This window comes from Enterobacter quasiroggenkampii (genome assembly GCF_043972695.1).
In the GTDB taxonomy this organism is placed as follows: domain Bacteria; phylum Pseudomonadota; class Gammaproteobacteria; order Enterobacterales; family Enterobacteriaceae; genus Enterobacter; species Enterobacter quasiroggenkampii.
The window spans coordinates 995,460-1,020,675 of record NZ_CP143745.1 but is presented as its reverse complement, the minus strand read 5'-3'; the positions used below and the strand labels follow the sequence as shown (position 1 = coordinate 1,020,675).

At 56.3% G+C, this 25,216-nt stretch carries 26 protein-coding genes and 1 tRNA gene; 15 read left to right on the top strand and 12 right to left on the bottom strand.

The annotated features are described in order from the left end of the window. Nucleotides 1–15: 15 nt before the first annotated feature. Both V1572_RS04860 and orn read right to left on the bottom strand, forming a co-directional pair. Nucleotides 16–91, bottom strand: a tRNA-Gly gene (locus V1572_RS04860). Nucleotides 92–287: 196 nt separating this feature from the next. After that, on the bottom strand, nucleotides 288–833 hold the full coding sequence (gene orn / locus V1572_RS04855; RefSeq protein WP_045909541.1) for an oligoribonuclease: 546 nt from the start codon (nucleotides 831–833) through the stop codon (nucleotides 288–290). Nucleotides 834–940: 107 nt separating this feature from the next. Here orn and rsgA point away from each other — a divergent pair, with 107 nt between their 5' ends. From rsgA to mscM, 3 genes are all read left to right on the top strand, one after another. Continuing rightward, on the top strand, nucleotides 941–1,993 hold the full coding sequence (rsgA, locus tag V1572_RS04850) for a small ribosomal subunit biogenesis GTPase RsgA (protein ID WP_008502927.1): 1,053 nt from the start codon (nucleotides 941–943) through the stop codon (nucleotides 1,991–1,993). A gap of 97 nt (nucleotides 1,994–2,090) precedes the next feature. Beyond that, entirely contained in the window at nucleotides 2,091–3,059 is a 969-nt protein-coding gene (gene asd / locus V1572_RS04845) for an archaetidylserine decarboxylase (RefSeq protein ID WP_023293460.1), read from the top strand. A gap of 19 nt (nucleotides 3,060–3,078) precedes the next feature. Beyond that, nucleotides 3,079–6,402 carry a miniconductance mechanosensitive channel MscM gene (gene mscM, locus V1572_RS04840; RefSeq protein WP_045909543.1) on the top strand — a complete coding sequence of 1,108 codons (3,324 nt, stop codon included), beginning with the start codon at nucleotides 3,079–3,081 and terminating at the stop codon, nucleotides 6,400–6,402. 37 nt (nucleotides 6,403–6,439) lie between these two features. On the opposite strand, the gene yjeM is transcribed toward mscM, so the two are convergent. Together yjeM and epmA are read right to left on the bottom strand one after the other, a co-directional pair. Next, the gene (yjeM, locus tag V1572_RS04835) at nucleotides 6,440–7,939 is read right to left on the bottom strand and encodes a glutamate/gamma-aminobutyrate family transporter YjeM (RefSeq protein ID WP_252077666.1); all 1,500 of its coding nucleotides are present in this window, start codon (nucleotides 7,937–7,939) and stop codon (nucleotides 6,440–6,442) included. A 178-nt stretch (nucleotides 7,940–8,117) separates the two neighbouring features. After that, nucleotides 8,118–9,095: an elongation factor P--(R)-beta-lysine ligase gene (gene epmA / locus V1572_RS04830; protein WP_045909545.1), complete on the bottom strand. Its 978-nt coding sequence runs from the start codon at nucleotides 9,093–9,095 to the stop codon at nucleotides 8,118–8,120. Nucleotides 9,096–9,405: 310 nt separating this feature from the next. Here epmA and frdA point away from each other — a divergent pair, with 310 nt between their 5' ends. Genes frdA through frdD form a run of 4 tightly spaced genes read left to right on the top strand, consistent with a single transcriptional unit; the run spans nucleotide 9,406 to nucleotide 12,699 of the window. Further along, nucleotides 9,406–11,196 carry a fumarate reductase (quinol) flavoprotein subunit gene (frdA, locus tag V1572_RS04825; RefSeq protein WP_045909546.1) on the top strand — a complete coding sequence of 597 codons (1,791 nt, stop codon included), beginning with the start codon at nucleotides 9,406–9,408 and terminating at the stop codon, nucleotides 11,194–11,196. After that, a complete protein-coding gene (locus V1572_RS04820; RefSeq protein WP_045909547.1) occupies nucleotides 11,189–11,923 on the top strand; it encodes a succinate dehydrogenase/fumarate reductase iron-sulfur subunit in 735 nt (244 codons plus the stop codon). The genes frdA and V1572_RS04820 overlap by 8 nt, the downstream gene beginning before the upstream one ends. Nucleotides 11,924–11,933: 10 nt before the next feature. Beyond that, on the top strand, nucleotides 11,934–12,329 hold the full coding sequence (gene frdC, locus V1572_RS04815) for a fumarate reductase subunit FrdC (RefSeq protein WP_045909548.1): 396 nt from the start codon (nucleotides 11,934–11,936) through the stop codon (nucleotides 12,327–12,329). A 10-nt stretch (nucleotides 12,330–12,339) separates the two neighbouring features. Beyond that, on the top strand, nucleotides 12,340–12,699 hold the full coding sequence (frdD, locus tag V1572_RS04810) for a fumarate reductase subunit FrdD (RefSeq protein ID WP_032662398.1): 360 nt from the start codon (nucleotides 12,340–12,342) through the stop codon (nucleotides 12,697–12,699). A gap of 29 nt (nucleotides 12,700–12,728) precedes the next feature. On the opposite strand, the gene ampR is transcribed toward frdD, so the two are convergent. Continuing rightward, a complete protein-coding gene (gene ampR, locus V1572_RS04805; protein WP_395299741.1) occupies nucleotides 12,729–13,604 on the bottom strand; it encodes a LysR family transcriptional regulator AmpR in 876 nt (291 codons plus the stop codon). A 132-nt stretch (nucleotides 13,605–13,736) separates the two neighbouring features. Between ampR and V1572_RS04800 the strand changes: the two genes are divergently transcribed. Then, complete coding sequence (locus V1572_RS04800; protein ID WP_367187912.1) at nucleotides 13,737–14,882, top strand: cephalosporin-hydrolyzing class C beta-lactamase ACT-168; 1,146 nt, start codon at nucleotides 13,737–13,739, stop codon at nucleotides 14,880–14,882. 131 nt (nucleotides 14,883–15,013) lie between these two features. Further along, nucleotides 15,014–15,544, top strand: a complete 531-nt coding sequence (locus V1572_RS04795; RefSeq protein WP_045909551.1) for a lipocalin family protein — start codon at nucleotides 15,014–15,016, stop codon at nucleotides 15,542–15,544. Here the strand turns inward: V1572_RS04795 and sugE are convergent. Further along, nucleotides 15,541–15,858: a quaternary ammonium compound efflux SMR transporter SugE gene (gene sugE / locus V1572_RS04790; RefSeq protein ID WP_008502938.1), complete on the bottom strand. Its 318-nt coding sequence runs from the start codon at nucleotides 15,856–15,858 to the stop codon at nucleotides 15,541–15,543. The genes V1572_RS04795 and sugE overlap by 4 nt on opposite strands. A gap of 261 nt (nucleotides 15,859–16,119) precedes the next feature. On the opposite strand from sugE, the gene V1572_RS04785 reads away from it, so the two are divergent. After that, nucleotides 16,120–16,719: a response regulator transcription factor gene (locus tag V1572_RS04785; protein ID WP_395299740.1), complete on the top strand. Its 600-nt coding sequence runs from the start codon at nucleotides 16,120–16,122 to the stop codon at nucleotides 16,717–16,719. Between the two features lie 37 nt (nucleotides 16,720–16,756). On the opposite strand, the gene ecnB is transcribed toward V1572_RS04785, so the two are convergent. The 3 genes from ecnB to efp form a co-directional block, all read right to left on the bottom strand. Next, nucleotides 16,757–16,903: a lipoprotein toxin entericidin B gene (gene ecnB / locus V1572_RS04780; RefSeq protein WP_003025482.1), complete on the bottom strand. Its 147-nt coding sequence runs from the start codon at nucleotides 16,901–16,903 to the stop codon at nucleotides 16,757–16,759. A gap of 108 nt (nucleotides 16,904–17,011) precedes the next feature. Beyond that, nucleotides 17,012–17,143 carry an entericidin A/B family lipoprotein gene (locus V1572_RS04775; RefSeq protein WP_024907352.1) on the bottom strand — a complete coding sequence of 44 codons (132 nt, stop codon included), beginning with the start codon at nucleotides 17,141–17,143 and terminating at the stop codon, nucleotides 17,012–17,014. 57 nt (nucleotides 17,144–17,200) lie between these two features. Further along, entirely contained in the window at nucleotides 17,201–17,767 is a 567-nt protein-coding gene (gene efp / locus V1572_RS04770) for an elongation factor P (RefSeq protein ID WP_008502940.1), read from the bottom strand. Nucleotides 17,768–17,807: 40 nt separating this feature from the next. Between efp and epmB the strand changes: the two genes are divergently transcribed. Continuing rightward, complete coding sequence (epmB, locus tag V1572_RS04765; protein ID WP_395299739.1) at nucleotides 17,808–18,836, top strand: EF-P beta-lysylation protein EpmB; 1,029 nt, start codon at nucleotides 17,808–17,810, stop codon at nucleotides 18,834–18,836. Between the two features lie 68 nt (nucleotides 18,837–18,904). On the opposite strand, the gene V1572_RS04760 is transcribed toward epmB, so the two are convergent. Continuing rightward, nucleotides 18,905–19,258 (bottom strand): DUF4156 domain-containing protein, encoded by a 354-nt coding sequence (locus V1572_RS04760; protein WP_045909554.1) that lies wholly within the window; start codon nucleotides 19,256–19,258, stop codon nucleotides 18,905–18,907. A gap of 231 nt (nucleotides 19,259–19,489) precedes the next feature. On the opposite strand from V1572_RS04760, the gene V1572_RS04755 reads away from it, so the two are divergent. From V1572_RS04755 to iadA, 3 genes are read left to right on the top strand one after another with little or no spacing between them, the layout of a single operon-like run. Beyond that, on the top strand, nucleotides 19,490–20,152 hold the full coding sequence (locus V1572_RS04755; RefSeq protein WP_045909555.1) for a nucleoside recognition domain-containing protein: 663 nt from the start codon (nucleotides 19,490–19,492) through the stop codon (nucleotides 20,150–20,152). Next, complete coding sequence (locus tag V1572_RS04750; RefSeq protein WP_023293466.1) at nucleotides 20,133–20,594, top strand: YjiG family protein; 462 nt, start codon at nucleotides 20,133–20,135, stop codon at nucleotides 20,592–20,594. Before V1572_RS04755 ends, V1572_RS04750 begins: the two co-directional genes overlap by 20 nt. A gap of 10 nt (nucleotides 20,595–20,604) precedes the next feature. Further along, nucleotides 20,605–21,768, top strand: a complete 1,164-nt coding sequence (gene iadA, locus V1572_RS04745; protein ID WP_395299738.1) for a beta-aspartyl-peptidase — start codon at nucleotides 20,605–20,607, stop codon at nucleotides 21,766–21,768. Nucleotides 21,769–21,834: 66 nt separating this feature from the next. Here iadA and groL read toward each other — a convergent pair whose 3' ends face one another. Continuing rightward, the gene (gene groL / locus V1572_RS04740) at nucleotides 21,835–23,478 is read right to left on the bottom strand and encodes a chaperonin GroEL (protein WP_047748209.1); all 1,644 of its coding nucleotides are present in this window, start codon (nucleotides 23,476–23,478) and stop codon (nucleotides 21,835–21,837) included. Between the two features lie 31 nt (nucleotides 23,479–23,509). After that, nucleotides 23,510–23,803: a co-chaperone GroES gene (locus tag V1572_RS04735; protein WP_003855929.1), complete on the bottom strand. Its 294-nt coding sequence runs from the start codon at nucleotides 23,801–23,803 to the stop codon at nucleotides 23,510–23,512. Between the two features lie 179 nt (nucleotides 23,804–23,982). Here V1572_RS04735 and yjeH point away from each other — a divergent pair, with 179 nt between their 5' ends. After that, nucleotides 23,983–25,203 (top strand): L-methionine/branched-chain amino acid transporter, encoded by a 1,221-nt coding sequence (gene yjeH, locus V1572_RS04730; RefSeq protein ID WP_167214336.1) that lies wholly within the window; start codon nucleotides 23,983–23,985, stop codon nucleotides 25,201–25,203. The last annotated feature ends 13 nt before the right edge of the window (nucleotides 25,204–25,216 follow it).

Sequence of the window (25,216 nt, the reverse complement as noted above, 5' to 3'; positions counted from 1 at the left end):
AGCACTTTCAAATTTTGGAGCGGGAAACGAGACTCGAACTCGCGACCCCGACCTTGGCAAGGTCGTGCTCTACCAACTGAGCTATTCCCGCAAATCTGCACTGCTTTTGTTGCTGTCGTAACGTGTAATTCTCTGTCGTTACGGGAGGCGCATTATACGAGAAATCCTTTTAGCTGCAACCCCCCTTAAAGCGATTTTTTCGAAATTCAGTTCAAATGCTTATTTAATCGGCAAGCTGAACAATTTAACGACAAAAACCCGGCCACGCAAGGCGCCGGATCTCAAAATCACAGCTTAATAAAGTTTTCGCGGTAGTAGGAAAGCTCCGCCACGGACTCTCGGATATCGTCCATCGCCTGATGCGTCCCCTGCTTTTTAAAGCCGTCGAGGATTTCAGGCTTCCAGCGACGCGCCAGCTCTTTCAACGTGCTGACATCCAGATAGCGGTAGTGGAAGTAAGACTCCAGCTCCGGCATGTACTTAAACAGGAAACGACGATCCTGACCGATACTATTCCCACAGATAGGTGATTTGCCCGCCGGAACCCACTTTTTCAGGAACTCAAGCGTCGCCAGCTCCGCCTCACGGTCACCCATGGTGCTCGCCTTCACGCGCTCCACCAGACCACTGCCGGTGTGGGTACGCACGTTCCACTCATCCATCAACGCCAGCTGGTCATCGGACTGATGCACCGCTATCGTTGGCCCTTCCGCCAGGATATTCAGGTTGGCGTCCGTCACCAGGGTTGCAATTTCAATGATGCGATCGCGCTCGGGATCCAGCCCGGTCATTTCGAGATCGATCCAAATCAGGTTGTTTTCATCCGCGCTCATGTTATTTTCCACCCTTCTCGCATAACCGGCAGTAGCAGGTTAACTAGTATTAATTAGAGTGTATCATAGAGGTTTTGCCCCCTACGGGCGACCAGGAGCCAGTGCGATTGAGTAAAAATAAACTCTCCAAAGGGCAGCAGCGCCGCGTGAATGCCAATCACCAGCGCCGTCTTAAAACCACTGCGGAGAAGGTCGATTACGACGACAACCTGTTTGGCGACCCAACGGAAGGCGTAGTCATCAGCCGTTTCGGTATGCACGCTGACGTGGAATCCGCCGATGGAGCGATTCACCGCTGCAACATCCGCCGGACCATTCGTTCTCTGGTGACCGGCGACCGCGTCGTCTGGCGGCCGGGGAAAGAGGCGGCGGAAGGCGTGACGGTAAAAGGTATCGTTGAAGCGGTCCATGAGCGCACGTCCGTGTTAACCCGTCCCGATTTCTACGACGGGGTCAAACCGATCGCCGCCAACATTAACCAGATTGTTATCGTATCGGCGATTTTGCCCGAACTGTCGCTCAATATTATCGACCGATACCTCGTCGCCTGCGAAACGCTGCAGGTTGAGCCGATTATCGTGCTGAACAAAATCGATCTGCTGGACGACGACGGAATGGCCTTCGTCAATGAGCAGATGGATATCTATCGCAAGATTGGCTACCGCGTCCTGATGGTCTCCAGCTACACCAAAGATGGCCTGAAACCGCTGGAAGAGGCGCTTACCGATCGCATCAGCATCTTTGCGGGCCAGTCCGGCGTGGGCAAATCGAGCCTGCTGAACAACCTGCTTGGCCTGCAACAAGAGATCCTCACCAACGATGTCTCTGATGTCTCGGGCCTGGGCCAGCACACCACCACCGCGTCACGCCTGTATCACTTCCCGCATGGGGGCGATGTCATCGACTCCCCGGGCGTGCGAGAGTTCGGTTTATGGCACCTGGAGCCGGAACAAATCTTTAACGGATTTGTCGAATTCCATGATTATTTAGGCGCTTGCAAGTACCGCGACTGTAAACACGATAACGACCCAGGCTGCGCTATCCGTGAAGCGGTTGAGAAAGGCGAAATTGCGGAGACCCGCTTCGAGAATTACCACCGTATTCTTGAGAGCATGGATCAGGTAAAAACGCGTAAAAACTTTTCTGATTCTGATAACTGACAACTAAGCTAAGCATCGCTAAAATCGTCCCCTTTTTTCAGGTTCCGGCGGCTTAACGCCGGATCAGGAACGACAAAACAATGGCCTGGAGGCTACCTTGTTAAACGCATTTAAACTTTCGCTTCAATACATTCTGCCAAAACTGTGGCTCACTCGCCTGGCGGGCTGGGGCGCGAGCAAACGCGCAGGCTGGCTGACCAAACTGGTCATCGACCTTTTCGTAAAATATTACAAGGTCGATATGAAAGAGGCGCAGAAGCCGGATACCGCCAGCTACCGCACCTTCAACGAATTCTTCGTGCGCCCGCTGCGTGACGACGTGCGCCCGGTGAACACCGACCCTAACGTCCTGGTGATGCCTGCAGACGGCGTGATCAGCCAGTTGGGTAACATCGAAGACGACAAAATTCTGCAGGCGAAGGGCCATAACTACAGCCTGGAAGCGCTGCTGGCGGGTAACTACCTGATGGCGGATCTGTTCCGCAACGGTACCTTTGCCACCACCTATCTGTCACCGCGCGACTACCACCGCGTGCACATGCCGTGTAACGGCATCCTGCGTGAAATGATTTACGTCCCGGGCGATCTGTTCTCCGTGAACCACCTCACCGCGCAGAACGTGCCAAACCTGTTTGCCCGTAACGAGCGCGTCATCTGCCTGTTTGATACTGAATTCGGCCCTATGGCACAGATTCTGGTCGGTGCGACCATCGTCGGCAGCATCGAAACCGTCTGGGCTGGCACCATTACCCCACCGCGCGAAGGCGTGATCAAACGCTGGACCTGGCCTGCCGGTGAAGCGGAAGGCTCTGTGGCCCTGCTGAAAGGCCAGGAGATGGGTCGCTTTAAGCTGGGCTCCACCGTGATCAACCTGTTTGCGCCGGGCAAAGTGAAGCTGGCTGAACAGCTTGAAAGCCTGTCGGTGACAAAGCTGGGCCAGCCGCTGGCGGTCTCTACTGAAACCTTCGTGACGCCAGAGGCAGAACCGGCTCCGCTGTCACAAGAAGAGATCCAGGCCGAGCACGACGCCAGCCCGCTGGTTGACGACAAAAAAGACGAAGGCTAACAACAGAAGGATCGCTGACGTGCGCCCGATTATCGTTCTACTGATGGCCTGGTGCCTCAGCATGGGGGCGTACGCAGCGACAGCCCCCGACGCCAAACAGATAACCCAGGAACTGGAGCAGGCAAAAGCGGCCAAACCCGCTCAGCCAGAGACCGTCGAGTCGCTCCAGTCCGCACTGAACGCGCTTGAGGAGCGGAAAGGCTCTCTTGAGCGCGCTCAGCAGTATCAGCAGGTTATCGACAACTTCCCCAAACTCTCGCAGACGCTGCGCGCGCAGCTCAATAATTTGCGTGACGAACCGCGCGATGTGCCCGCAGGGATGACCTCCGACGCACTGAACCAGGAGATCCTGCAGGTCAGCAGCCAGCTTCTGGAAAAGAGCCGCCTAGCTCAGCAGGAGCAGGAGCGAGCGCGCGAAATTGCCGACTCTCTCAGCCAGCTTCCGCAGCAGCAAACCGACGCCCGTCGCCAGCTTAATGAAGTTGAGCGCCGCGTGGGTACGCAAAACGGCAACACGCCGCAGGCACAGGCCCAAAATCTGGGCCTGCAGGCAGAATCGGCTCGCCTGAAGGCCCTTGTCGATGAGCTTGAGCTGGCGCAGCTTTCCGCCAATAACCGCCAGGAGCTGTCGCGGATGCGCTCAGAACTCGCTCAGAAGCAGAGCGAGCAACTGGACGCGTATCTTCAGGCCCTGCGCAACCAGCTCAACAGCCAGCGCCAGCGTGAAGCGGAGCGCGCGCTGGAAAGTACCGAGCTGCTGGCAGAAAACAGCGATAACCTGCCTGCCGGCATCGTCCAGCAGTTTAAGGTCAACCGTGAGCTTTCGGCCGCGCTGAACCAACAGGCGCAGCGTATGGATCTGGTGGCCTCGCAGCAGCGTCAGGCCACCAATCAAACCCTTCAGGTTCGCCAGGCGCTTAACACCCTGCGCGAGCAGTCCCAGTGGCTCGGATCGTCAAACCTGCTGGGCGAAGCGCTGCGCGCCCAGGTCGCGCGGCTGCCGGAAATGCCCAAGCCGCAGCAGCTGGATACCGAAATGGCCCAGCTGCGCGTTCAGCGGCTGCATTTTGAAGATCTTCTCAACAAACAGCCGCAAATCCGCCAGATCCGTCAGGCTGACGGACAGCCTCTGACCAGCGAGCAAAACCGCATTCTTGAAGCCCAGATGCGTACCCAGCGTGAACTGCTGAACTCTCTGCTCCAGGGCGGGGATACGCTGATTCTGGAGCTGACCAAGCTAAAAGTGTCCAACAGCCAGCTGGAAGATGCGCTGAAAGAGGTGAACGAGGCGACGCACCGTTATCTCTTCTGGACGTCCGACGTGCGTCCGATGACCTTCTCGTGGCCAATTGAGATTGTCCAGGATCTGCGCCGTCTGATTTCGCTGGATACCTTCAGCCAGCTGGGACAGGCAAGCGTAATGATGCTCACCAGCAAAGAGACCATTTTCCCGCTGCTGGGGGCGTTGATTCTGGTGGGCTTCAGCATTTACTCGCGCAGACATTTCACCCGCTTCCTCGAGCGTTCCAGCTCCCGGGTGGGGAAGGTTACCCAGGATCACTTCTGGCTGACGTTGCGCACCGTATTCTGGTCGATTCTTGTCGCCTCCCCGCTGCCGGTGCTGTGGATGACGCTGGGCTATGGCCTGCGGGAAGCCTGGCCCTATCCGCTCGCGGTAGCGATTGGCGATGGCGTCACCGCCACGGTACCGCTGCTGTGGGTGGTGATGATTTGCGCCACCTTTGCGCGACCCAATGGCCTGTTTATCGCCCACTTTGGCTGGCCGCGTAATCGCGTGGCGCGCGCCATGCGTTACTATCTGATGAGCATCGGGCTGATTGTGCCGCTGATTATGGCGCTGATCATGTTCGATAATCTCAACGACCGCGAATTCTCAGGCTCGCTGGGCCGCCTCTGCTTTATGCTGATATGTGGAGCGCTGGCCATCGTCACGCTCAGCCTGAAACGCGCGGGTATCCCGCTCTATCTGGATAAAACCGGCAGCGGCGACAACATGTTCAACCGGCTGCTCTGGAACCTGCTGCTCAGCGCACCGTTGATTGCGATGCTGGCAGCCGCGGTGGGTTACCTGGCGACGTCGCAAGCGCTGTTGGCTCGTCTGGAAACCTCGGTGGCCATCTGGTTCCTGCTGCTGGTGGTATATCACGTGATCCGCCGCTGGATGCTGATTCAGCGCCGCCGTCTGGCGTTTGATCGTGCCAAGCATCGCCGGGCGGAGATCCTCGCCCAGCGCGCGCGGGGTGAGGAAGAGCCAAACCACGTCAACAGTACGGAAGGCACGACGGAGGCGGATGAGGTCGAGCTGGATCTGGATGCCATCAGTACCCAGTCCCTGCGTCTGGTTCGCTCCATTCTGATGCTGATTGCCCTCCTGTCGGTCATCTTCCTGTGGTCGGAGATCCACTCCGCATTTGGCTTCCTGGAGAACATCTCGCTGTGGGATGTGACCTCCACGGTGCAGGGCGTTGAAAGCCTGGAGCCGATCACTCTAGGGGCAGTGCTGATTGCCATTCTGGTGCTTATCATCACCACCCAGCTGGTGCGCAACTTCCCGGCGCTGCTGGAGCTGGCGCTGCTGCAGCATCTGGATTTAACGCCGGGTACGGGCTATGCGATCACGACCATTACCAAGTATCTGATCATGCTGTTTGGTGGACTGGTTGGCTTCTCGATGATCGGCATTGAGTGGTCGAAGCTCCAGTGGCTCGTCGCAGCGCTCGGCGTCGGGTTAGGTTTTGGTTTACAGGAGATCTTCGCCAACTTCATCTCTGGCCTGATCATACTGTTCGAAAAACCAATCCGTATTGGCGATACCGTCACGATCCGCGATCTGACCGGCAGCATCACGAAGATCAACACCCGTGCGACGACGATCAGCGACTGGGATCGGAAAGAGATCATCGTGCCAAACAAGGCGTTTATTACCGAGCAGTTCATCAACTGGTCGCTGTCAGACTCCGTTACCCGTGTGGTGCTGACGGTACCGGCACCGTCGGACGCTAACAGCGAAGAGGTCACCCAGATCCTCTACACCGCCGCTGAGCGCTGCTCGCTGGTGATCGACAACCCGGCGCCAGAAGTCTTCCTTGTGGATTTACAGCAGGGGATTCAGATTTTCGAGCTGCGTATCTACGCCGCCGAAATGGGCCACCGTATGCCGCTGCGCCATGAGATCCACCAGCTGATTCTGGCGGGCTTCCGCGAGCACGGTATTGATATGCCGTTCCCACCGTTCCAGATGCGTCTGGAAAGCCTGGACGGGCGTAAAACGGGAAGAACGCTGACGTCAGCGGCGCGTACGCGCCCGGCGGGCAGTCTGTAACTCGTTTCCCCTCCCTTTCGGGAGGGGAATATTCCCGCTACGCCACTTCTGCGATGAACGCCGTCGCGCGTCGACGGTAATTCTCATAAATCCCCATCGCTAACAGCGAGAAGAAAATTGGGCCGCCCACCATCCACAGCGCGCTGTTCCAGTCGTTCGCCTCAATCACCGGCTGAATAATGGTGAAGATGTTGGCAAACGCCACCACCAGCACCACCACCGTGGTGGCCAGCAGTGTTGCCGCGCGGGTTTTGAAGATCACAAACGGACGTTCAAGGTCCTGCTTCGCCTTAAAGAACGGGAACGCCAGGGTCAGGAACAGGTACGGCAGGGTCATCGACACGTTTGCCATCAGGGTCAGCTTGTTGTAAAACGCAGACGCCGTATCGCCGCCAAATGACACCAGCAGAATGAACGCACATACCAGCAGGCACTGCATCCACATCGCGTTAGCAGGCATCCCCGTCGTGTTGAGCTGGGTCATGCGCGCAGGCCACAGCGCCTTCGGCGTACCCTGAATAATCGCTTTCAGCGGCGAATAGATCAGCGTGAAGAATGCGCCGGTATAGGCGAGGAACATCGACAGACCGGTAATACGCGCAAACCAAATGCCCAGCGTTGCCGCCGCATCCGGCGTCAGGTTCATCGCCTGCCCCAGCGTCATCCCCAGGCTTTTCATCAGCACATAGGTGATGTTCCCGAGGTTGGTGGTGCTGTTGCTCAACACCTGTTGCCAGTTGGTGCTGACCCCCCAGAGGAAAATCGCCAGCGAATAGCCGATGGAAATCACGATGGCGGCAAAAATAATGCCTTTGGCAAAGTTTTTCTCCGGGTTCTCGGTCTTGTCGACCAGACCGCCAACGGCTTCGATGCCGCCGTAAGCGAAGATGGCAAACACCACGAAGGAGAGCATAGCCAGCCCGGACTGGTAACCTGGATTAGGCGATGAAACGAAGTTCACCTCCTGCGCAAAATGACCACCGTTCAGGCACAGGATAGCGATACTCACCAGCAGCAGCACCAGGTTCAGGCACATCACGGAAATCCCGCCCACGGCGGTAATCCGGGCAATTTTGTTGATGCCTTTAGACGCCACCAGCGTCACGACAACCATCCAGCATACCGCCAGAATCCCGACGACCTGCGTGGAGCTCAGCCCGGCTAACGACCAGACCTGGGTTTTATCGGCGCCGAAAACAAACGTCGAGAACGGCACCCAGACTTTAGCGGCCGTACTGACCATCCAGACGACGTAGGATGAAAACCACATAAACGTACCGATAAAGGCATAACGCGGGCCGACGCTGTTATTCATCCATGAGTAAATCCCGCCCTCTTCTTTCCGGTAAGCCGAGCCCATCTCCGCCATCATCAGCGCAAACGGGATAAAGAAGAACAGAGCAGAAACGATATAAAACGGCGTCGCGCTATAGCCCATCAGATAGAACGCGGAGGGGCTGTTTGCAAAGCCAAACACTGAGGTAAATATCATCAGGATGAGCCCGGTGAGGGTCATCTTTTTGAGTGAGTGGGACATAGAACCATCCAAAGAGAAATTAAACTGCGCGGATGGTAGCAGAAGACCAGACTAATATTGTGGCTATAAGGGCCAAATTAAGAAAAAGACCCGTGTATTGATAATATGGCAGTTTTTAATGTGGCAGGACCAAATGACCGAGTAGGCCGGGTAAGCGACAGCGCCACCCGGCAATTCTTTAAGCGCGATCGACCGTAAAGGCAATCACATCGCCCAGCTGCTCGGCGCCCAGCGCCAGCATCACCAGACGGTCTACGCCCAGCGCCACGCCGGAGCAATCCGGCAGGCCCGCTTTTAACGCTTCCAGCAGGTTGGTATCGATCGGCTGCTGTGGCAGGCCGCGCGCGGCGCGCTTGCGGTTATCCTGCTCGAAACGCTGCGCCTGCTCGCGGGCGTCGGTCAGTTCGTGGAAGCCGTTCGCCAGCTCAATACCTTTGTAATAGACCTCAAAACGCTCTGCGACACGATGGTCTTCGGTACTGATCTGCGCCAGTGACGCCTGGCTTGCCGGGAAGTGATAGACAAACGTCGGACGGTCTTTGCCAATCTGCGGTTCCACGCCGAAGGTGAACAGCAGCTGCAGCAGCGTGTCGCGATCCTCTTCGGTATCCGCCACGTTGCTCAGATCCAGTTTTGCCGCCACTTCGCGCAGCTGGGTTTTGTCCGCCGACAGCGGATCGATTTCCAGATAGCGCTGGAAGGCCTGCTGATAAGAGAGCGTTTCAGCTTCAGAGCAGTCCAGGACCTGCTGCAGCAGATCGTCCACCTCATTCATCAGGCGGTACATATCATAATGCGGGCGGTACCACTCCAGCATGGTGAATTCCGGGTTGTGGTGACGCCCCATCTCTTCATTACGGAAACTGCGGCACAGCTGATAGACCGGACCACACCCCGCCGCCAGCAGGCGTTTCATGTGGTATTCCGGGCTGGTCATCAGATACAAATTCATGCCCTGAGAGTGGCCGGGGCCAACAAAACGGGTTTCAAACGGGACCAGATGAATATCCGTTACCGTTGCCTGACTCATGCACGGGGTTTCCACCTCCAGGACGCCGCGGTCGGCAAAGAAACGGCGGATCTCCGTCATAATTGCAGCGCGTTTTAACAGATTAGGGATGGATGCGCTCGGCTCCCAGGTGGCCGTTTCGCTCATGAGTTGTTCTCCGATTTCAGACAAGGGCACGAAGTCTACTCGTTAGCAGGGACAGAGACAAATTTTGCGCAGTAAAAAAGCGCATTTCATTTAGGTGAACAATTGCGTGATGCAATTCATCAATCTCAATGATAAATCGCCGGACAGAACAGCAAAAAAATCGAACACGTCAAATTTCCCTGACATCTACACGGTTATACTGTTTTACCCATAAAGGAGCAGTGGAAACGCTTTCGCAATCGTCCTTTTGGACGGGTGAACTACCTTTAGTTTGTCGCGTTGCGAAATAACAAAAATCTGGAGGAATGTCGTGCAAACTTTTCAGGCCGATCTTGCCGTAATAGGCGCTGGCGGGGCTGGATTACGTGCTGCGATTGCTGCAGCGCAAGCTAATCCCAACGCTAAAATCGCATTGATTTCAAAAGTCTATCCAATGCGCAGCCACACGGTGGCCGCAGAAGGAGGGTCCGCCGCCGTTGCGCAGGATCATGACAGCTTTGAATACCATTTCCACGACACGGTTGCAGGGGGCGACTGGCTTTGTGAACAGGATGTCGTTGACTACTTTGTGCACCATTGTCCAACGGAGATGACCCAGCTTGAGCAGTGGGGTTGTCCGTGGAGCCGCCGTCCGGACGGCAGCGTCAACGTTCGCCGCTTCGGCGGCATGAAGATCGAACGCACCTGGTTCGCTGCCGATAAGACCGGCTTCCACATGCTGCACACCCTGTTCCAGACCTCCCTTCAGTTCCCACAAATTCAGCGCTTCGATGAGCATTTCGTCCTCGATATTCTGGTGGATGATGGACACGCGCGCGGCCTGGTGGCGATGAATATGATGGAAGGCACGCTCGTCCAGATCCGCGCCAATGCGGTGGTGATGGCGACGGGCGGTGCGGGCCGCGTTTATCGTTATAACACCAACGGCGGCATCGTTACCGGCGACGGTATGGGTATGGCGCTCAGCCACGGCGTGCCGCTGCGCGATATGGAATTCGTGCAGTATCACCCAACCGGTCTGCCAGGCTCCGGCATTCTGATGACGGAAGGCTGCCGCGGTGAAGGCGGTATTCTGGTCAACAAAAACGGCTACCGCTACCTGCAGGATTACGGCATGGGTCCGGAAACCCCGCTCGGCGAGCCGAAGAACAAGTACATGGAGCTCGGCCCGCGTGACAAAGTCTCTCAGGCTTTCTGGCACGAGTGGCGCAAAGGCAACACCATCTCTACGCCGCGCGGCGATGTGGTCTATCTCGACCTGCGTCATCTGGGCGAGAAAAAACTGCTGGAACGTCTGCCGTTCATCTGCGAGCTGGCGAAAGCCTACGTCGGCGTCGATCCGGTGAAAGAGCCGATTCCGGTACGCCCAACGGCGCACTACACCATGGGCGGGATCGAAACCGATCAGCAGTGTGAAACTCGTATTAAGGGTTTGTTCGCCGTCGGTGAATGTTCCTCCGTGGGCCTGCACGGCGCCAACCGTCTCGGCTCAAACTCGCTGGCCGAGCTGGTCGTCTTTGGCCGCATGGCGGGCGAGCGCGCGATGGAGCGGGCGGCAACCGCAGGCGAAGCCAACGGTGCCGCGCTGGATGCACAGGTCGCCGACGTTGAAAAACGCCTGAAAGATCTGGTGAACCAGGAAGGTAACGAGAACTGGTCTAAGATCCGCGACGAGATGGGCCTGTCGATGGAAGAAGGCTGCGGTATCTACCGTACCCCTGAGCTGATGCAAAAAACCGTCGACAAGCTGGCGGAACTGCAGGAGCGCTTCAAGCGCGTACGGATCACCGATACCTCCAGCGTCTTCAACACCGACCTGCTCTATACCATCGAACTGGGCCACGGCCTGAACGTGGCGGAATGTATGGCGCACTCTGCGCTGGCGCGGAAAGAGTCGCGTGGTGCCCACCAGCGTCTGGACGAAGGCTGTACCGAGCGTGACGACGTCAACTTCCTGAAACACACGCTCGCCTGGCGCGATGCGGATGGCACCACACGTCTGGACTACAGCGACGTGAAAATCACCACGCTGCCACCGGCTAAACGCGTGTACGGTGCAGAAGCAGAAGCCGCCGAGAAGAAGGAGAAGGCGAATGGCTGAGATGCAAACACTCAAAGTTGAAGTGGTGCGCTACAACCCGGAAGTGGATGCCGCACCGCACAGTGCTTTCTATGAAGTCCCTTACGACGAGCAAACCTCCCTGCTGGACGCGCTCGGCTATATCAAAGACAACCTGGCGCCAGACCTGAGCTACCGCTGGTCCTGCCGCATGGCGATCTGCGGCTCCTGCGGCATGATGGTCAACAAGGTGCCGAAGCTGGCCTGTAAGACCTTCCTGCGTGACTATACCAAAGGCATCAAGGTCGAAGCCCTGGGCAACTTCCCGATTGAACGCGATCTGGTGGTCGATATGACCCACTTTATCGAAAGCCTGGAAGCCATTAAGCCCTACATCATCGGCAACCCGCGCACGCCGGATCAGGGGCCAAACACCCAGACCCCGGCTCAGATGGCGAAATACCATCAGTTCTCCGGCTGCATCAACTGCGGTCTTTGCTACGCTGCCTGTCCACAGTTTGGCCTGAACCCCGAGTTCATCGGCCCGGCCGCCATTACCCTGGCGCACCGCTATAACGAAGACAGCCGCGACCACGGTAAAAAAGAACGTATGGCGCAGCTTAACAGCCAGAACGGCGTCTGGACCTGTACCTTTGTGGGCTATTGCTCCGAAGTCTGTCCGAAGCACGTCGACCCGGCCGCCGCTATTCAGCAGGGTAAAGTGGAAAGCTCGAAAGACTTTCTTATCGCTACCCTGAAACCACGCTAAGGAGTGCATGATGACGACTAAACGCAAAGCCTATGTGCGGCCTGTGCCGTCCACCTGGTGGAAAAACCTGCCGTTTTATCGCTTCTACATGCTGCGTGAAGGCACGGCGGTACCGGCGGTCTGGTTCAGCCTTGAGCTGATGTACGGCGTTTTTGCCCTCAAGCATGGCCCGGAAACCTGGGCCAGCTTCGTCGGTTTCCTGCAAAACCCGATCATAGTCATTCTGAACCTGATCGTGCTTGCGGCCGCGCTGCTGCATACCAAAACCTGGTTTGAACTGGCGCCAAAAGCGGCGAACATCATTGTAAAAGGCGAGAAAATGGGGCCAGAGCCGGTGATTAAGGGGCTCTGGGCGGTGACGGTTCTGGTCACCGTGGTCATTCTGTTTGTCGCACTGTTCTGGTAAGGAGACTATTGTGATCAATCCAAATCCAAAACGTTCTGATGAGCCGGTCTTCTGGGGCCTCTTTGGCGCAGGCGGCATGTGGAGTGCCATCATTGCCCCCGTCATCATTCTGCTGGTCGGCATTATGCTGCCGCTGGGGCTGTTCCCGGGCGATGCGCTGAGCTACGAGCGCGTACTGGCGTTCGCGAGCAGCTTTATCGGCCGCGTGTTCATCTTCCTGATGATCGTCCTGCCGCTGTGGTGTGGCCTGCACCGTATTCACCATGCGATGCATGACCTGAAAATTCATGTACCGAGCGGGAAATGGGTATTCTACGGTCTGGCGACCATCCTGACCGTGGTGACGCTGATTGCGGTGGTCACCCTCTGACGCCTCTGGCCCGCCATCCGGCGGGCCTTTTATCTCTGCATCTTCCCCACCAGCCACTGGGCAAACTCACTCATTGCGGGCGTTTCTGCGCGTGACTGCAGCCTCGTGAGCCAGTAGCTGCCAAGGTCAATCTGCGTCGCAAAGGGTTGCACAATGCGCTCACTGTTCAGCAGGTGGGTAAACATATCGACAGGGGCAATCGCTATGCCCGCACCTGCCTGCGCAGCTTCCAGCATGGTCACGGACGAATCAAACACCATCACCCGGTGCGTCGGTGAAGGCGGATGTTCTCCCGCGGCCTGCATCCAGGCGGTCCACTCGTCGCGCCGGTAAGAACGCAGCAGGGTAAACTTCAGGATATCGGCAGGAGTATGCAACGCGGCAGCGATATCAGGCGTGCAAAGCGGTGCCAGCGGCGCAGAACAGAGAAATGTCGCTTCCGTGCCGTGCCACGCCCCTCCGCCATAGCGAATGGCGTAATCAAGCCCCTCGGCTGCCGGATCGACGCGATTGTTGTGCGTCGACAGCTGAAGATCGATATGCGGATAGCAGCGACGAAAGTCAGCGAGCTGCGAGAATAACATCCCCGTAGCAAAGGTACCCACCACGCCAATTTTCAGCTTCTCCTGAGCGCGCTGGCTGGCAAAGCGATCCAGCATTCCGGCAATTCGGTCGAACGAGTCATTCAGTACCGGCAGCAAATTCTCGCCTTCCGTGGTCAACATCAGCCCACGGGAAACGCGGACGAACAGCTGGCAGTTCAGGTGCTGCTCCAGCGCCTTTACGTGCTGGCTAATCGCGGAATGGGTGACATTCAGCTCAATAGCGGCATGCGTAAAACTGAGGTGCCTGGCGGCGGCTTCAAACGCCCGCAGGGAATTAAGAGGAAGATAGCTGCGCGTCATGGTCTCGTCCGTTAGAAAAATTAACAGCTAATGCTAAATTTAACCGTTTGTCAGCCACAGTCAAATCTCACAGACTACAGCGGTCTGACGGGCCCGGACACTCCCTTGAACTGCTATTACGGAAGATAACTAATGATGAAAAAAAACCTAAGCTGTGCCCTGCTGCTCAGCGTTGCCAGCGCTGCATTCGCCGCACCGATGTCCGAAAAACAGCTGGCTGAGGTGGTGGAACGTACCGTTACGCCGCTGATGAACGCGCAGGCCATTCCGGGTATGGCGGTGGCGGTGATTTATCAGGGTCAGCCGCACTACTTTACCTTCGGTAAAGCTGATGTTGCAGCGAACAAACCCGTCACCCCGCAAACCTTGTTCGAGCTGGGTTCGATAAGTAAAACCTTCACCGGCGTATTGGGTGGCGATGCGATTGCGCGCGGTGAAATAACGCTGGGCGATCCGGTGACCAAATACTGGCCTGAGCTCACGGGCAAGCAGTGGCAGGGCATTCGCATGCTGGATCTGGCAACCTATACCGCAGGCGGCCTGCCGTTGCAGGTGCCGGATGAGGTCACGGATACCGCCTCCCTGCTGCGCTTTTATCAAAACTGGCAGCCAAAGTGGAAGCCGGGCACCACGCGTCTTTACGCTAACACCAGCATCGGTCTTTTTGGCGCGCTGGCGGTCAAACCCTCCGGCATGAGCTATGAGCAGGCCATGACGACGCGGGTATTTAAGCCGCTCAAGCTGGACCATACATGGATTAACGTCCCGAAAGCGGAAGAGGCGCATTACGCCTGGGGATACCGTGACGGTAAAGCGGTCCACGTTTCGCCAGGGATGCTGGACGCGGAAGCCTATGGCGTAAAAACCAACGTGCAGGATATGGCAAGCTGGGTGATGGTCAATATGATGCCGGACTCCCTTCAGGATTCCCCACTTAAACACGGTATTGCCCTGGCACAGTCTCGCTACTGGCGCGTGGGATCCATGTATCAAGGATTGGGCTGGGAAATGCTGAACTGGCCGGTCGACGCCCAAACGGTGGTCGGGGGCAGCGACAATAAGGTGGCGCTGGCGCCGTTGCCTGCAAGAGAAGTGAATCCACCGGCACCACCGGTTAAGGCCTCCTGGGTCCATAAAACGGGCTCTACCGGCGGATTTGGCAGCTACGTGGCATTTATTCCTGAAAAGCAGCTCGGCATTGTGATGCTGGCGAATAAAAGCTATCCGAACCCGGCACGCGTTGAGGCGGCATACCGTATCCTCGACGCGCTGCAGTAAAACATTGCCGGGTGGCAGCTTCGCCTTACCCGGCCTATAAAATCCACGGTGTGCGGCGAAATACCCCGCACACTCTTCCGCATTTTTCCTGCTGTCATCTACACTTAACAAAAAACAGTAAGGAAACTCCTATGCGCATTCTGCCTGTTATCGCCGCGGTGACAGCCGCATTTTTAGTGGTTGCCTGCAGTTCCCCTACCCCACCGCCTGGCGTTACCGTCGTCACGCCTTTTGATGCACAACGCTTCCTTGGAACATGGTATGAAATCGCGCGCCTCGACCATCGGTTTGAGCAGGGCTTAGAGAAGGTCACTGCGAATTACAGTCCGATGGATGATGGCGGTATTCAGGTGATCAACCGGGGCTATAATCCCGATCGTGAGATGTGGCAGCAGTCGGTTGGGAAAGCGTACTTCACTGGCGACCCGCGGCGAGCCGCGCTCAAGGTCTCTTTCTTTGGCCCGTTTTATGGCGGCTATAACGTGATCGCGCTCGACAGAGAGTACCGTCACGCGCTGGTCTGCGGGCCGGATCGCGACTACCTGTGGATACTCTCCCGCACGCCAACTCTTTCACCCGAAATGAAGCAGCAGATGCTGGACGTCGCGACCCGGCAAGGGTTTGATGTGTCAAAACTTATCTGGGTAAAACAGCCCCATTAGTGGGTGCTGAGCTTAAGCCCAACGATCCCGGCCACAATCAACGCGAGGCTGGCAATACGCGCCAGACTCGCTGACTCGCCAAGCAGCAGAATGCCGGTGATGGCAGCACCCACCGCGCCAATACCCGTCCAGACGGCATAAGCCGTTCCCACAGGCAGAGAGCGCATCGCCCAGGATAACAGAACGATACTGACGATCATGGCGGTAACGGTAATGACGCTGGGCGTCAGGCGGGTAAATCCGTGGGTGTACTTGAGACCAATCGCCCATACCACTTCGAGCAGGCCAGCAATAAAAAGAATGATCCAGGACATGTCAGGCTCCTTAACTTAATGCAAGTTGGGGCCGTCCCCGGTGAAAGAAACGCTTACGGGTCGTCCCGTAAGGCAGAGATTACGCCCCCTATTGTGGTTAGCGTGCTATTATTTTTCAATCATTTTTTGCTGAACACGTTAAGGCAAGAAATAGCCGCAGTATGGCGCGGAGTTCCGGCTTTTAGCACTCATCCGACTTCTCTATGATGATGTGCTTTCTGATGGCAGGAAGCCAAACCACTAGCCGACTGCGAATAAAATATGTTCAAAATTCTTTTGATTGACCGTTGTCACTTCACCCGCGCGGGGTTTGAAGCATGGCTCAATCATTCCGGTTTGTTCCCGGGACACTACGTTGTGACCGGGCTGAATAATCTGTTTCTTGCCAGAGAACACATTCTGCAATGGAAACCTGCGCTGGTCATCGCTGACCTGTACGGCTTCAGGCAGGATATTCACCATTTTCAGCAGCTCTCTTCTCTGCTTAACGCCAGTGAACGCTTACCGTTTATTTTACTGCAGTCGGGAGAGGACAGCGGCATGACCGACTGGCTTGGAAAGTTCCCGGTGTGGTCGTCACTGTTGAAAAACGTCAGTCTCAAAGAAGTGGCGACGGTTATCAACGACGCATTACGCTCGCGCGCAGGCGCTGACAGGCCAACGGCGGCGGCCCCCTTGCTGACCCGCCAGGAAGAGAAGGTGCTGACATTGTGGATGGACGGCGCGAGCAATCAAAAAATTGCCGCTCACCTGAGTATCAATGGAAAAACGGTTTATACCTATAAACGCAATATCCGCATGAAATTACATATGGATACGCGTTTTTCTCCGTTCTTATCCCTGCAGGAATCAGAAAGCTGACGGTACGAAACCCGACTGGTCCCGTACCGTTTATTCGTTACTGCTGAGCTTTTGTTGCCGCACCAGAGATTGCGCTACCACCTTCAGAAATATCCTGACCGACGCCACGCGTGGTATTACAGGCCGTTAACACTGAAGAAAGTACCAGGACTGAAAAGATCGCTGCAATTGTCTTCTTAACCATAATATCTTCCTTTTATAGCCAAAGTTGTTTTGTGTATAGCAACTTAAGGATAGACAAAATCCCGCCGGTTGACGGAAAAGGACGCATTTTTAGGAAAATTAGACGAACTTAGCTGGCGGCGTGAGAAATGATATGACCCAGATCCTGGATATCTTGTCCCATTCCACGCGTGGTGTTACAGCCGGAAAGTAATGCACTGGAGAGCGCTAACAGAAGCAGAATTTTAACGGTACGTTTCATCATCCCTGCCTGCAAAAATCAGGCGCAGCGGGCGCTGCGCCTTCAGTCATACGTAAATTACTTCACGCGGGACACGTATTCGCCGGAGCGAGTATCCACTTTGATCACTTCGCCAGTCTGTACGAACAGTGGCACTTTCACCACTGCGCCGGTAGACAGTTTGGCTGGCTTACCGCCGGTACCTGCGGTATCACCCTTCAGACCTGGATCGGTTTCTACGATTTCCAGCTCTACGAAGTTTGGTGGGGTCACCGCGATAGGCTGGCCGTTCCACAGGGTCACGATGCACTCAGCCTGATCCAGCAGCCATTTAGCGCTGTCACCTACCGCTTTCTCATCAGCAGAGAGCTGTTCGAAAGTGGAGTTGTTCATGAAATGCCAGAACTCGCCATCGTTGTACAGATAGGTCAGGTTCATATCAACAACATCAGCGCCTTCAGCAGAGTCAGTAGACTTGAAGGTTTTCTCAACACGGGTACCGGTCAGCAGACGGCGCAGCTTAACGCGTGCGAATGCCTGGCCTTTACCTGGTTTAACGAATTCGCTGGCTTCAACCGCGTACGGTTCGCCGTCCATCATGATTTTAAGACCAGCACGAAAATCGTTGCTATAGTACGTTGCCATAAGGCCCTCTAAATTTGTTAACTGGTAGCTAAGCCACAAAATGGCGCATATTGTAACCCTAAACACCCCGTCCAGAGAAGATTGGTTATCGCAACTTGCCGATGTAATCACCAGTCCTGATGAATTGCTGCGTCTTTTAGACCTCGATCAGCACCCAGAGTTGCTTGCAGGCCGCGAGGCAAAGCGCCTTTTCGCCCTGCGCGTTCCCCGTGCGTTTGTGGCGCGGATGGAGAAAGGCAACCCCGACGATCCATTATTAAAACAAACACTTACTTCGCAGGATGAATTCATTACTGCGCTGGGATACAGCACCGATCCGCTGGAAGAGCAGAACAGCGTGGTGCCGGGTTTACTGCATAAGTATCTCAACCGCGCCCTGCTGCTGGTCAAAGGCGGATGTGCGGTAAATTGTCGTTATTGCTTCCGCCGGCACTTCCCGTACGCCGAAAATCAGGGCAATAAACGCAACTGGCAGGTTGCGCTGGACTATATTGCCGCCCATCCGGAGCTGGATGAGATTATTTTTTCCGGCGGCGATCCGCTGATGGCGAAAGATCATGAGCTGGACTGGCTGCTGACTCAGCTTGAAGCCATCCCGCACATTAAGCGCCTGCGCATTCACAGCCGCTTACCGATTGTCATTCCGGCACGTATCACCGACGGCCTGGTGTCACGCCTGGAGCAGTCCCGCCTGCAGGTGCTGCTGGTGAATCATATTAACCACGCGAACGAAATTGACGATGCGTTTTGCGCGGCGATGGCGCCACTGCGTAAAGCGGGCGTGACGCTGCTGAATCAGAGCGTGCTGCTGCGCGGCGTGAATGACAGCGCCCGCGTGCTGGCCGATCTGAGCAATGCCCTGTTTGATGCGGGCGTGATGCCGTATTACCTGCACGTGCTGGATCGCGTTCAGGGCGCGGCGCATTTCATGGTGACGGATGAAGAAGCCCGGCAGATCATGCGCGAACTGTTAACGCTGGTTTCAGGCTATATGGTGCCGAAGCTGGCACGTGAGATTGGCGGAGAGCCGAGCAAGACGCCGCTGGATTTGCAGTTGCGGCAGCACTAAAAAGGCAGGTGGCGCTACGCTTACCTGCCCTACAGGGCAGGTAAGCGTAGCGCCATCAGCACATTACATCAGTTCGGGCACTTATAGACCTGGCCCGTCATCTGGCTGGCGGTCGGCACGAAGCTGGACAGCATACTCTGCGTTGGGCTGCTTACGCCGTAAATCACGTTGCCACCCATTGCCGCAGCCTGATTGCGCAGGGCATTCGCCGCACCGCGCATTGAGCCACCTTCTTCGCCATGCTGCCCTGACATCCAGTTACTTTGCTCACCGGTTGCCGTGCCTAACAGCTGGCATTCAGTGCCAGGCTTATCTTCCACAAAGCGAACGCCCTGGCCCGCTGCCGACAGCTCATTGCTGGAGCTACACCCCGCCAGCAGCAGTGCTGCCCCTACAATCCCTGCACAGACTTTTACGCGCATGTTATTCCTCGTTTTCAATAAGCTGGACAGTAGTTGTCCGTGTGTAAATCTTATACCTAAAAGATGACCAAAAGAAAAACGTTGAGCAATTCTGAGGGCCTGATTCCAGTCATCCCTTCCCTGATATCCTAAATGAATTCTGATATTGGCCTTTGGGATATCGTGTTTTCTTCTCCGATCGTTTTTAGTGATGCGACGTACAACTTTTGTACGCAACGAAAAGGAGGTTACATGAGTGCATCATCCTCAGGAGAGGAAAGAGTGACGTGGGTGGGCTATCTGGCGTTTGTGCTGACCATCGTTTTTTTCTCCGGTTTTTTCGCAAAAAGCACCGACTGGTGGCGCGTGCTGGACTTTACCGTCTTAAACGGCAGCTTTGGCCCGGTTAACGGCGCCCTGACGTTTCGCGGAACGGGCGGAACGGGGGCGAAAGACGGTTTCCTGTTTGCCCTTGAGCTGGCTCCCTCGGTCATCTTATCGCTCGGTATTATTGCCGTCACCGAAGGTCTGGGCGGGCTGCGTGCCGCGCAGCAGCTTATGACACCTGTTTTACGTCCGCTGCTTGGTGTGCCGGGCGTTTGCTCCCTGGCGCTGATTGCCAACCTGCAAAACACCGATGCGGCGGCAGGGATGACCAAAGAGTTAACCGATGAAGGCGCGATTACGGACCAGGAGCGCGCTATTTTCGCCACCTTCCAGACCAGCGGTAGCGCCATCATTACCAACTATTTTTCTTCCGGTGCCGCGCTCTTCACCTTCATTACCGTCCCGGTGATTACGCCGCTGGCCGTCATTCTGGTGTTTAAGTTTGTTGGCGCGAACGTCCTGCGCCTGTGGATCGCCCACATGGAAAATCGTCTTCAGGAGGAAGAACATGATCGCCCAGCCGCGTAAAAATATCATGGATATGTTTATTGATGGCGCCCGCCGCGGCTTTACCATCGCCACCACCAGCCTGTTGCCGAACGTCGTCATGGCGTTTGTCATCATTCAGGCGCTCAAGGTCACCGGCCTGCTGGATATTGTCGGTAAAATATGTGAGCCGATTATGGCGCTGTGGGGCCTTCCGGGCGCGGCGGCAACGGTTCTTCTGGCCTCGGTGATGAGTATGGGGGGCGGCGTGGGCGTCTGCGCCAGCCTGGTCGCCGCCGGCACGCTCAACGGCCACGATGCTACCATCCTGCTACCCGCCATCTATCTGATGGGCAATCCGGTGCAAAACACCGGTCGCTGCCTGGGGACCGCCGGGGTGAACCCAAAATATTATCCGCATATTATTACTCTTTGCGTCATTAATGCCCTGCTCTCAATGTGGGTGATGCAGCTACTCTTCTGAGGAGATAAAAATGGATTTTTCAGTGCTGACCCCCCACCTTTTCCGCAACGCGCATCTCTTCGCTCCGGAGGATAAAGGACGTTGCGATCTGTTGATCGCTGCGGGGAAAATCGTGGCGATCGAAAAAGCGAGCCAGGGAACAACGAGGCCAGACTGCCCGGAAACCGATCTCGCCGGGGCGGTGGTTTGCCCGGGGTTTATCGACCAACATGTGCATTTGATCGGGGGCGGTGGTGAGGCAGGCCCTCACACCCGTACGCCAGAGGTTCGCCTGTCTGCACTCGTGGCCGCAGGCATCACCTCCGTTGTGGGCCTGCTCGGCACCGACGGCGTAACCCGCCATCCTGAATCGCTGCTGGCAAAAACGCGGGCGCTCGAACATGAAGGGATCAGCGCATGGATGCTGACGGGCGCGTACGGGCTGCCTTCACCGACAATCACCGGCAGCGTAGAAAAAGACGTGGCGCTGATTGACAAAATTATCGGCGTGAAATGCGCAATATCTGACCATCGTTCTTCCGCGCCAGCAGACCACCAGCTCGCCAGTATGGCTGCCCAGTCTCGGGTAGGTGGGCTGTTGGGTGCCAAAGCGGGCATATCCGTGTTTCACCTCGGCAACAGCCCAAAGCTGCTGGAGCCGCTATTAAGCATCCTGCATAACGCCGACGTTCCCCGCGTAAAACTGCTGCCAACCCACGTTAACCGCGCCCAGGCGCTGTTCCATGCCGCGCTGAACTATGCCCGCGAAGGCGGCTTTATCGACATCACGACCAGCATCAGCGAACCGATTAACGCCGCCAGCGCCATCGTGATGGCCCGCGAGGCTCAGGTGCCGTTTAACCGGCTTACGCTCAGTTCTGACGGTAACGGCAGCCAGCCGAAATTTGATGAGAGCGGCAATCTGGTGGGTATAGGCGTAGCGGGGTTCGAATCCCTGCTCGAAACCCTGCAACAGCTGGTCAACCGACATCAGTTGCCGCTGGAAGAGGCGCTTCTTCCGTTTACGCAAAACGTGGCGGCGTTTCTCGGTCTGGAACATAAGGAACGGATCGCGCCCGGATGCGATGCCGATTTCCTGGTGCTGACGGATGACCTGCAGATCCGCGACGTCTGGGCCAAAGGCCGCCAGATGGTGCGTGAAGGTATCGTGTGCGTCAAAGGGACTTTCGAATAGCACGCAATAAAAAAACCCCGGGCATTTCTGCCCGGGGTTCGTTCTGAGAGGTTCAGAACAACATGATTACATCATGCCGCCCATTCCGCCCATGCCGCCCATACCAGCAGCACCTAAGTCAGGCGCATCGCCTTTTGGCAGGTCGGTCACCATGCACTCGGTGGTGATCATCAGACCAGCAACAGAGGCCGCGTACTGCAGAGCAGAACGGGTCACTTTAGTTGGGTCCAGGATACCGAAGTCGATCATGTTGCCGTATTCTTCGGTTGCAGCGTTGTAACCGTAGTTACCTTCGCCCGCTTTAACCTTGTTCGCCACTACAGATGGCTCTTCACCGGCGTTAGACACGATCTGACGCAGAGGGGCTTCCATTGCGCGCAGCGCAACTTTGATACCCACGTTCTGGTCTTCGTTCTGAGCAGTCAGGCCAGCCAGTTTAGCGGCAACGCGCACCAGCGCAACGCCACCACCTGCAACCACGCCTTCTTCTACCGCAGCACGGGTCGCGTGCAGGGCATCGTCAACGCGAGCTTTTTTCTCTTTCATTTCAACTTCGGTCGCAGCACCGACTTTGATTACCGCAACGCCGCCTGCCAGTTTCGCTACGCGCTCCTGCAGTTTTTCACGGTCGTAATCGGAAGTCGCTTCTTCGATCTGCTTACGGATCTGAGCAACACGGCCCTGAATAGCGGCTTCTTCACCCACGCCATCGATGATGGTGGTGGTGTCTTTGTTGATCACAACGCGTTTCGCCTGACCCAGGTCTTCCAGGGTCGCTTTTTCCAGCTCCATACCGATCTCTTCGGAGATGACGGTACCGCCAGTCAGGGTAGCGATATCCTGCAGCATCGCTTTACGGCGATCGCCGAAGCCAGGTGCTTTAACCGCAGCCACTTTCACAATGCCGCGCATGGTGTTAACCACCAGGGTCGCCAGCGCTTCGCCTTCAACGTCTTCAGCGATGATAACCAGCGGTTTGCCTGCTTTCGCAACGGCTTCCAGCACTGGCAGCATTTCGCGGATGTTGGAGATTTTCTTGTCAGCCAGCAGGATGAACGGGCTTTCCAGCTCAACAGCGCCAGTCTCTGGCTTGTTGATGAAGTATGGGGACAGGTAACCGCGGTCGAACTGCATACCTTCAACCACGTCCAGTTCGTCTTCCAGACCGGTACCGTCTTCAACGGTGATCACGCCTTCTTTACCGACTTTATCCATCGCTTCCGCGATCAGTTTACCCACGGTTTCGTCGGAGTTAGCGGAGATGGTACCTACCTGAGCAATGGCTTTAGAGTCAGAGCACGGTACGGACAGCGCTTTCAGTTCTTCAACAGCGGAGGCGACAGCTTTGTCGATACCACGTTTCAGATCCATTGGGTTCATGCCCGCCGCAACGGCTTTCAGACCTTCGGTGATGATCGCCTGCGCCAGAACGGTCGCGGTGGTGGTACCGTCGCCTGCAGCGTCGTTCGCTTTAGAGGCAACTTCTTTCACCATCTGCGCGCCCATGTTTTCGAACTTGTCTTCCAGCTCGATTTCACGTGCTACAGAAACACCATCTTTGGTGATGGTTGGCGCGCCGAAGGATTTATCCAGCACTACGTTACGGCCTTTCGGGCCCAGGGTCACTTTAACTGCATCTGCCAGTACGTTTACGCCGCGGAGCATTTTTACACGAGCGTCGTTACCGAATTTTACGTCTTTAGCTGCCATGTTCTTATTTCCTCAAATTCTCGTGCGTAAATTACGCTTCAACAATTGCCAGAATGTCGCTCTCGGACATGATCAACACTTCTTCATTGTCGATCTTCTCGGATTTCACGCCGTAGCCATCGTTGAAAATTACGATGTCACCAACTTTAACGTCCAGCGGCTGCACAGTTCCGTTTTCCAGGATGCGGCCCTTACCGACAGCGATGATTTCGCCACGCGTTGATTTGGCTGCTGCAGAACCGGTCAGAACGATGCCGCCAGCAGACTTGGTTTCAACTTCTTTACGTTTGACGATCACACGATCATGTAACGGACGAATACTCATTGATAGCTCTCCTTTGAGAAAGTCATTATCAGTTATGGATGACGCCGGCCCGCATGCGGTTTTCCGACTAGTGCCCTGAGAGATGGGGATAGCTTTTTACCCCTTCAAGGGGGAGTTGAAAAAAAAATTTGCGAAAGTGTTACCATCGCCTCTCTTTTGGTATTGGCAGGGCGATGTCAATGAGTGGACTCAAGCAGGAGTTGGGGCTGGCGCAGGGCGTTGGCCTGCTCTCAACCTCCTTGTTAGGTACGGGCGTGTTTGCCGTACCCGCACTGGCGGCGCTGGTGGCAGGAAATAACAGCCTGTGGGCGTGGCCGGTGTTGATTGTACTGGTTTTCCCGATAGCCATTGTGTTTGCCATCCTGGGGCGGCATTTTCCCAGCGCGGGCGGCGTGGCGCACTTTGTCGGCCTGGCCTTTGGCGCACGGCTGGAGCGAGTGACCGGCTGGCTGTTTCTCTCCGTCATTCCGGTTGGCCTCCCGGCGGCGCTGCATATTGCGACAGGTTTTGGGCAGGCGCTGTTTGGCTGGCATCACGAGCAGCTGTTGCTGGCCGAGCTGGGGACGCTGGCTATCGTCTGGTGGGTGGGCTCACGCGGCGCCAGCTCCAGCGCCAACCTGCAGACGCTGGTTGCAGTGCTGATTGTCGCGCTTGTGGCCGCTATCTGGTGGGCGGGCGATATCACCGTAAAGGAGATTCCCTTCCCGGCGGTAACAGACGTCGACCACGCGCAGCTTTTTGCCGCGCTCTCCGTCATGTTCTGGTGTTTTGTCGGTCTGGAAGCCTTTGCCCATCTGGCGTCGGAATTTAAGCAACCTGAACGTGATTTCCCCCGCGCGCTGATGATCGGCCTGCTGCTGGCGGGTACGGTCTACTGGGCGTGTACCGTGCTGGTGTTGCACTTCCACGCGTTCGGCGCGGATCTCGCCGCCGCGGCATCGCTGCCAGGCATCGTGGTTGAACTGTTTGGTGTGAAGGCGCTGTGGATCGCCTGCGTCATCGGCTATCTGGCCTGTTTTGCTAGCCTCAACATTTATATCCAGAGCTTTGCCCGTCTGGTGTGGTCGCAGGCGCTGGATAAACCTGATAACCGCCTCGCGCGCCTGTCTAAACGCCAGCTGCCGCTGAATGCCCTGAATGCTGTATTGGGCTGCTGCGTGCTGAGTACGCTGTGCATTTACGCCCTGAAGATCAATCTGGATACGCTGCTCGTCTATGCCAACGGCATTTTTATTATGATCTACCTGCTGTGTATGCTGGCGGGCTGCCGTTTGCTGAAAGGCCGTTATAAAGCACTGGCGGTTGTTGGGGGGCTGCTGTGCCTGCTGTTGCTGGCGATGGTGGGATGGAAGAGCATGTATGCCATCGTCATGCTGGCGGTGTTGTGGCTGGCGCTTTAGTAGGCCCGGCAAG